Source organism: Phenylobacterium sp. (genome assembly GCF_044371015.1).
Lineage (GTDB): Bacteria > Pseudomonadota > Alphaproteobacteria > Caulobacterales > Caulobacteraceae > Phenylobacterium.
The window spans coordinates 1-6,597 of record NZ_JBILUK010000177.1 but is presented as its reverse complement, the minus strand read 5'-3'; the positions used below and the strand labels follow the sequence as shown (position 1 = coordinate 6,597).

The window sequence follows — 6,597 nt, the reverse complement described above, 5'->3', positions numbered from 1 at the left end:
CGTCCAGTTGTCGCTTGCACCAGTCGACCGGCGCCGAGCCGACGCCATGGCGCGTGAACACGCCGGCGCAGCTGGCGCCTTCCGGAAACGCCATCACCAACAGATCGTCGCGCTCATGCTTGTAGAAGCCGGCCCGACCGGTCGCTAGGGTCACGCCCCGGATCGGAGGCAGGGCGGGGAGCGGGGTCGCCATCGGCGAAACCGGCATCGCGGCCTTGTCGACCCGCTTCCGCCCCGCGCGCTTGATGGCCGAGGCCAGCGGGTCCAGGGCGCGCTCCAGGGTTTGGCCCACAGTTTCCGCGGGCGTCGATTTGCGGCTCATCGGGCGGCTCCCGGTTGGGCAGGTGCGGTGGGCGCGACGGCGGCCGGCGCAGGCGCCGCCTTCGGCGCGTCGGCTGGCGGCGTTGGCTTGAGAACGCCGGGTTCAGGACGGGTCAGATCTTCGACCTTGGCCTTGGCGCGCAGGGTCTCCAGCAGGTCGCGGATGCGGTCATAGGTCAGGAACCGGACGATCTGCGGCCGCGCGACATCGAGCGCGATGGGCTGTTCCTCGCGGACGTCTTCGATGCGCACCAGGGCCAGCCCGCCCTCGACCGCCACCGGTCCAACGATCTGGCCGGCGCGGGCGCCCTTCAACGCCGCCTCATAGGCCTCGGGCATGACATCGGTGGAGAAGTAGCCGAGATCGCCGCCGTTGAAGCGCGTGGCCGCATCTCGTGACCGCTCCATGGCCAGCGCCTCGAACGAGGCGCCGGCCGCCAGCAGTTTGCGCACCTGCTCCACCTCGGCCGGCGTGGCCAATACGATCTGGCGCGCGCGCACCTCTTCCGAGCGCCGTGAGAGGCGCTGCTGTTCCTCATAGAGGCTCTTGATGTTGGACTCGGTCACCGTATCGGCCACGGTAGCCTGCACCAGAAGGTCGCCCAGCACCCGGTCCTGCGCCGCGGCCAGCCGGCGTTGCGCGACAGGGTCGTCGTCAATCTTGCGGCGGCGCGCCTCCGCGGCGAGCAGCCGTTGGTCGATCACTTCGTCCTTCATGCGCTGGAACAGGTCCGACGCCGGATCCAGCGGCTCGCCCTGGCCGATCAGGCCCTGGGCGATGGCTTCGCGCTTGACGTCCGAGGTCCAGATCACCGCGCCGTCCACCCGCGCCACGGCCACGTCGCCCCGCTCCGGCGGCTGGTCGCCGTCGCCGCCGCGATTGCACGCGGCCAGCGCCAGGGTCAGCGCAAGAACGGCGAAGATGCGGTGGCGGGCTCCGGCAGCCATGCAAATTTCTCTCACGGCGCCCCCGGCGGCGCCGCCCGTCCCTAGCCATTTCCGTTTGGGGATGCAAAGAATGCTCTGACCATCCAAACGTCCGTTCGGGCGCAAACACACTTGATCGTTGGGAGAACCATTCAGATGCGCGAAGCCGTCATCGTTTCCTACGCCCGCACGGGCCTGGCCAAGTCGGGCCGGGGCGGGTTCAACATCACACCGCCGATGACCATGGCGGCGCACGCCATCAAGCACGCCGTCGAGCGGTCCGGCGTTGAGGCCGACTTCGTTGAAGACTGCTACTTGGGCAACAACGCGCACGGCGCCGCCAACATCGGCCGCCAAGCCGCCTTGCTGGCCGGCATGCCGGTGACCACGGCCGGCGTCACCGTCAACCGCTTCTGCTCCTCGGGCCTGCAGACCATCGCCATGGCCGCCAACCACATTCGCGGCGACGGCGCTGACTGCGTGGTCGCGGGCGGCGTGGAAAGCATCTCGATCCCCGGCGGCGGCATGCCCCGTGAAGCCATCGACCCGGACCTGATCAAGGCCTCGCCGGATATCTTCATGGCCATGATCGATACCGCCGACATCGTGGCCAAGCGCTACAACCTGAGCCGCGAGTATCAGGACGAGTACTCGCTGGAGAGCCAGCGCCGGATGGCCGCCGCCCAGCAGGCCAACAAGTTCAAGGACGAAATCGTCCCGATGAAGACCAAGATGAAGGTGGTCAACAAGGAGACGAAGGAAGAGTCCATCGTCGACTACGTGGTGGACCGGGACGAGTGCAATCGTCCGGACACCACCATGGAAGGGCTTTCCAAGCTCCCGCCGGTCAAGGGTGAAGGCAACTTCATTACGGCCGGCAACGCCAGCCAGCTCTCCGATGGGGCCGCCATGGTGGTCCTCATGGAAGCCAAGGAAGCCGAGCGTCGCGGTCTGGAGCCCATGGGCCGGTTCGTGTCGTGGGCGGTCGCCGGCTGCGAGCCCGACGAAATGGGCATCGGCCCGGTGTTCGCCATCCCCAAGCTTCTGAAGCGTGCGGGCCTGAAGGTGGACGACATTGACCTTTGGGAACTGAACGAAGCCTTCGCCAGCCAGTGCCTCTACAGCCGCGACAAGATGGGCATCGACCCGGAGAAGTATAACGTCAACGGCGGCTCGATCTCGATCGGCCACCCCTTCGGCATGACCGGCGCGCGACTGACCGGCCACATCCTGCAGGAAGGCCGTCGCCGCAAAGCCAAATGGGGCGTGGTGACCATGTGCATCGGCGGCGGCCAGGGCGGCGCCGGCCTGTTCGAAATCTACTAGGTTCAGGCGTATCGAATCGGATTGGCCCTCCCTTGCGGGAGGGCCTTTTCGTTTTTGGGTCGGCGCATCTGCGGCTGAAGAGGACAGCCTTTGGGCGTCGAAATCACCAGAAGGTGCAAGCCAACCAACCTCGCTACGCCCGCAGGGCTTCAAAGGTCCAGGTGCGGTCCGACCCCCTCAAACCTCGGGACCGGTCATAGTTTCCGACAACCGACACGGAACAGAAGCCCGCGGCCTCCAACGCCATCCTGAACTCATCAAGGCCCCAAAATCGTTGGGCCATGATGTCGATCTCGGTCTCGATCAGGCGGCCGTCGCGCCAGCGTTCGTAGCGGTAGACGCTCTCCGCCCGCTGACGGAACCAGTCGGTGACCGAGCGCGTCCCTTCACAGGTGAGCAGATCGCCCGAGGGCGCGGTCCAGCGGCGGCGGTCGATGCTGTTCGAGGCCAGGAAACCCAGCCCCTGGAGATCGATCACCAGCACGCCGCCCGGCTCCAGCGCGGCATGGAAGCGCCGAAGCACATCCATCGCGACCGCGAAGTCGTCGATCAGGGTGAAGGAGCCGACCGGAACCAGGACGGCGCCGAAGGTCCGGCTAAAGCCGAAGTCCTCGTAGCGGGCCTGGGCCAATTCGGGCGCGAACCCTTCCTCCGCACACCGCGTCCGGCATCGATCCAGCATGTCCGGACTGGGATCGAAGCCGGCCATGTCGTGTCCGGCCTTTAGGAACGGAATCAGAGTTCGCCCGGAACCGCAGGCGGGCTCCAGGATCGGACGGCCGAAGCTCTCGAACCGCGCCAGATGGAAGCGCGTGTCGGGCAACGCGAAGTCGGGCTTGTCGATATCGTAGATCTCGCTGGCGATCGCGCCATAGCGATTGATGGTGGTCTGGGTCATGAAGGTTCCGGAATAGAGCGGAGACTCGCGCCGGACGGGTCCGGCGACGGCGGGTGGCCTGCGGTTGTCCGCGGTGCCTATGTTCGCTCAAGCCTTCATCGTGGCGTCAGGCTGGGCCCGTCGGCGGCCCCGGTCAAGCCGGCAGGACAATGTGCCCATCGTCCGGCTGCACCGCACCGGCGACCACCCGGCCATAGAGCGCCAGCAGAGCGTCGGCGCCCTGGTGGTGGCGCAAGGTGAGCCAGGGACTGTCGGCGACGAAGGCGGCCATCGCCTCGCCGAACCTCTGATCAAGCCCCTCGGCGCCCCAGTCCTTCATCCGTTGGCGGATCCGGTCCGGCGCGAAGAAGAAGCTCGGCGCGGGTCCCGGAACTTCCACCCGCGGCGCGCCGAGCGCGTCCCAATGGGTTACGCCCACCCCGATGCTGGCGACCAGGTCCGCACCCAGCGCCGCATGCACCTGCGCCGTGATCGCCCGGCGGCCTGCGAAGTCCACATAGACCGCCGGCGCGGGCGCGGAGACCTGGCCCGCCGCCTCATAGGGCGCCAGCTCATCATAGAGGTTGAGCGCGCCCAGACGCTCCACATGCGCCGCCGAGGTGAGGCCGATCACCTTCACCCCGCGCCGGCGCGCCAGCCAGGCCAGACTGAGCGCGGTCTTGCTCGACGCGCTGGAGAGGATGAGCGATGCGGGCGGCGTCTCGCAGATCTGGTCGTCGAGGATGAAGCCGGTCATGAACAACGGTCGCAGCAGGGCGCGGACGTCGTCCTGGTCCGAAGGCTCAGCGACCGAATAGGCGTTGTAGGTCGGCGGCAGTTCCGCCCGATGCGCCGAGGTCTCCACATAGCCGGCCCCGCGCCTGGCCATACGGGCGACCGCATGGCTCGACATCGGCCAATAGCCGAAGAGCCTGAGGCCTTCCGGCGCTTCCGCCGCATGAGAGCGCACAACGCGCGCAAAGCCCCACACAGGGATCCGACCCAGCCCCTCCGGCGCCGGGAAAAAGCGCCAGTAGCCGATCTGATCGCCCACGGCGCCGTAGGTGATGTTGTTGGCGGTAAGGGCGAACCGCTCGATCTCGAACAGCGCTTCGCCCTCGGCCAGCGCGGCGTCAGTGTCCAGCGGCCGGATCTCGGCCCGCGTCAGGTCGCGCCGATCGACGACGAGGTCGAAACCGCTCACGGAAGATCCGCCCAGTTGCCGTGGAAGCCGAACGGGATTCGACGCGGAACCTTGGCGACCGCGATGGGGCCCTTGGCGATGTCGAGCGCCTCGAAGATCACCAGGTCCGAGCGATTCTCCGCCGCGCGCCAGATGACCGCGGTCAGCCAGCCGTCTCCCTCGGGCGCATTCTTGGATCGGGGCACGAAGACCGGCTCCGAGGTCATGTCGCCGCCATCGAGCTCCAGCACCTGACGCTTTCCGGTCTGCAGGTCGATGTGGGCGAGCGCGGTCATGCCCACGGTCTTGCTGCCCCGCGGATCAGCGGCGTACCAGCCGTGGCGGTGCTTGCGGGTCTCGTAGCGGGGATCGACGCGCGGGAACTCGCCGTCGAGATCATCCAGCGGCTCTTCCTTGATGGCGTCCGACCCGCCGGAGAGATCGAAGGTCCAGCGCACCAGCCGCGCGGCCGACTTCTCGCCGCGGCTGCCGTAGGCGTTGGGGAACAGCGGCGCCACGTCGTAGCGCATCACGTCGCAGACGATCTTGTCGCCCTCCTCCCAAGAGTTGAGAGGGTGGAACACGTAGCAGGCCTCGGTGTTGAACCAGCGGAGGGTCGAGACATCGGCGTCGCGCCGCATCACCCCGACATAGCTGCCCTTCTCCGGCTCCCAGGCATAGGCGGGGCGGCCGCTCATCGCCCGCTCGAGGCTGCCGGTCAGCGGCAGGATCGGGAAGAGCGCATGGCGTTCGGTGACCATGAAGTCGTGCACCATCGAGGAGAAAGGCGCCTCGAAGTCGTCGCGCCGCACCACGTTTCCGGCCGCGTCGGTGACGCCGAAGCTGACGCCCGCCGAGAGCGGCATCGGGCCGATCCCATAGCCGAACCAGATCATCTCGCCGGTCACCGGATCGATCTTGGGGTGGGCGGTGGTGCGATCCTTGTAGGGCCGGACATAGCCCGTGGACTCCAGAGTGCGCGGGTTCATCTCGAACGGCTGATGGCCTTCCTCGAGCGCCAGCAGGCGGCCGGCGTGCCAGACGATGTTGGTGTTGGCGAGCCCGCCCTCGTTGCCCTGGGCCACCGGGTCCGTGTGCATCGGGTTGCCCAGGCTGCCGAACAGCGAGCGGCCGTGCTCATGCTCCAGCGTCCACTTGGGCGTGCGCGCATATCGGTTGCGGTAGGAGACCTTACCGTCCGCGATATAGAACCCGTGCACCATGCCGTCGCCGGCGAACCAATGATGGTTCGGATCGCGCGGCTCGAACTGCGGGTTCGGCCCGATCCGGAACAGCGCCCCGCGCAGGCCGGCCGGAACCTCGCCGACGATCTCAAGCTCGAAGTCGTCCTCGGTCGAGAGGGGCGCGAAATTGCCGGCGAGATAGGGGTTTACGCGCGCATTCCCGTCCATGGGCCGATCCTCCGACTTTTGTTTTCTTACGCTGTAAATGTATGCGCGCGTCGGACGGCCTTGGCAAGCCCCTCAGCTGGGCGACGGATCGTGATCCAGGATCCCCGCCGACTCCAGCGCCGCCACGGACGCGACGTCGACGCCCAGCCACTCGGCCAGCACCTCAGCGTTGTGCTCGCCCCTGTGCGGCGCGGGGCCGCGAACCTCGGCGCGCGCGGCGGAGAAGCGGTAGGGCGACTGGGGCACCGGCCGGGTCCCACCGGCGCGGTCGTCCACCTGCACGATCGACCCTCGATGGGCGAGGGTCGGCTGGACCGCGAGCTCGGCCGCCTTTCGCACCTCGCCCCAGGCGATGTTCATCCGGTCCATCGCCTCTGCGACCGCCGGCCAGTCCCCAAGCCCGGCGAACACGGCGGTCACGGCGGCCCGGCGGGCGGCGATCTTCTCCGCCAGCGTCGCCTCCGGCCCGGCCGGATCGGCCAGTCCCAGCTTCTCGGTCATTCGCCGGAACAGGAAGCGGAAGTCGGCCGAGACCAGGATCGGACCGGCGC

The 6,597-nt window shown here is 68.0% G+C and carries 6 protein-coding genes and 1 pseudogene; 1 reads left to right on the top strand and 6 read right to left on the bottom strand.

The window, feature by feature from the left end; all coding sequences use genetic code 11:
- Both ACIQ3R_RS13430 and ACIQ3R_RS13425 read right to left on the bottom strand, forming a co-directional pair.
- A pseudogene (locus ACIQ3R_RS13430) lies at positions 1–322 on the bottom strand (bifunctional ornithine acetyltransferase/N-acetylglutamate synthase); the annotation flags it as partial.
- The gene (locus ACIQ3R_RS13425; RefSeq protein ID WP_397419317.1) at positions 319–1,269 is read right to left on the bottom strand and encodes a peptidylprolyl isomerase; all 951 of its coding nucleotides are present in this window, start codon (positions 1,267–1,269) and stop codon (positions 319–321) included. The pseudogene ACIQ3R_RS13430 and the gene ACIQ3R_RS13425, both read right to left, overlap by 4 nt.
- 135 nt (positions 1,270–1,404) lie before the next feature.
- On the opposite strand from ACIQ3R_RS13425, the gene ACIQ3R_RS13420 reads away from it, so the two are divergent.
- The gene (locus ACIQ3R_RS13420; protein WP_397419315.1) at positions 1,405–2,574 is read left to right on the top strand and encodes an acetyl-CoA C-acyltransferase; all 1,170 of its coding nucleotides are present in this window, start codon (positions 1,405–1,407) and stop codon (positions 2,572–2,574) included.
- Between the two features lie 133 nt (positions 2,575–2,707).
- Here ACIQ3R_RS13420 and ACIQ3R_RS13415 read toward each other — a convergent pair whose 3' ends face one another.
- From ACIQ3R_RS13415 to ACIQ3R_RS13400, 4 genes are all read right to left on the bottom strand, one after another.
- Positions 2,708–3,472: a class I SAM-dependent methyltransferase gene (locus ACIQ3R_RS13415; protein WP_397419313.1), complete on the bottom strand. Its 765-nt coding sequence runs from the start codon at positions 3,470–3,472 to the stop codon at positions 2,708–2,710.
- 133 nt (positions 3,473–3,605) lie between these two features.
- Complete coding sequence (locus tag ACIQ3R_RS13410; RefSeq protein ID WP_397419311.1) at positions 3,606–4,655, bottom strand: DUF2855 family protein; 1,050 nt, start codon at positions 4,653–4,655, stop codon at positions 3,606–3,608.
- Positions 4,652–6,046: a carotenoid oxygenase family protein gene (locus tag ACIQ3R_RS13405; protein ID WP_397419309.1), complete on the bottom strand. Its 1,395-nt coding sequence runs from the start codon at positions 6,044–6,046 to the stop codon at positions 4,652–4,654. The genes ACIQ3R_RS13410 and ACIQ3R_RS13405 overlap by 4 nt, the downstream gene beginning before the upstream one ends.
- A gap of 72 nt (positions 6,047–6,118) precedes the next feature.
- A partial coding sequence (locus ACIQ3R_RS13400; protein WP_397419307.1) for a CoA transferase occupies positions 6,119–6,597 on the bottom strand: 479 nt, incomplete at its 5' end.